Genomic DNA, 699 nt, shown 5'->3' on the forward strand with positions numbered 1-699 from the left:
TAATGGAGAAACTTGGCGCGCTGTTGCAAAGCGCTACAAGATCAGCAAATTCACCGTCTATAGCTGGATTAAAAATCCCCATCCTAAAGGCTTTACTGAGCAGTAAGCCCTCAAAGATTGATGATGAAGCCTTGCTTAAGGATATTGAGCAGTATCCTGATGATTACCAATGGGAAAGCGCTAGACGTTTTAATTGCTCGCAATCAGCGATTTGTTATGCTCTAAAGCGACTAAAGATAACGCATAAAAAAAGATTAACCAACATCCAAAAGCCGACACAGAGAAAAGAGAGCACTTTCAAGAACAAATAGTGGATAAGACCGCTCAAGACAAACCGATAGTCTATCTTGATGAATGTGGTTTTAAAGCCTTTGATCATAGACCTTATGGCTACAGCACAAAAGGACAAGTTTGTCATGGAAGTGATAACTGGCATTTAAAAAACCAGAGCAATGCGATTGGAGCCATTATCAATGGAGAATTGTTTGCCTTACGCTTATATGATGGTTCTATTAACAGCGATATTTTCTCTCATTGGGTGAGAGAAGCACTGTTACCTGAGTTACCTAAAAACAGTGTAATTGTCATGGACAATGCCGCTTTTCATAAACGCAGTGTATATTCAAGCAATCATTGAAGAGCATGGGCATGAGATAGTTTGGTTACCCCTTATAGTCCAGACTTAAATCCCATTGAAAA

Annotated in this window: 2 protein-coding genes; both read left to right on the forward strand. The window is 39.5% G+C overall.

The features are described from left to right. The first annotated feature begins 131 nt into the window (after positions 1-131). Positions 132-311: an IS630 transposase-related protein gene (locus tag A5N85_RS18010; protein ID WP_249023998.1), complete on the forward strand. Its 180-nt coding sequence runs from the start codon at positions 132-134 to the stop codon at positions 309-311. Continuing rightward, positions 311-637, forward strand: coding sequence for a transposase (locus A5N85_RS13845; protein ID WP_169818695.1), 327 nt, complete (start codon positions 311-313; stop codon positions 635-637). The genes A5N85_RS18010 and A5N85_RS13845 overlap by 1 nt, the downstream gene beginning before the upstream one ends. Positions 638-699 lie beyond the last annotated feature (62 nt).

This window comes from Suttonella ornithocola (genome assembly GCF_001889065.1).
Taxonomy (GTDB): domain Bacteria; phylum Pseudomonadota; class Gammaproteobacteria; order Cardiobacteriales; family Cardiobacteriaceae; genus Suttonella_A; species Suttonella_A ornithocola.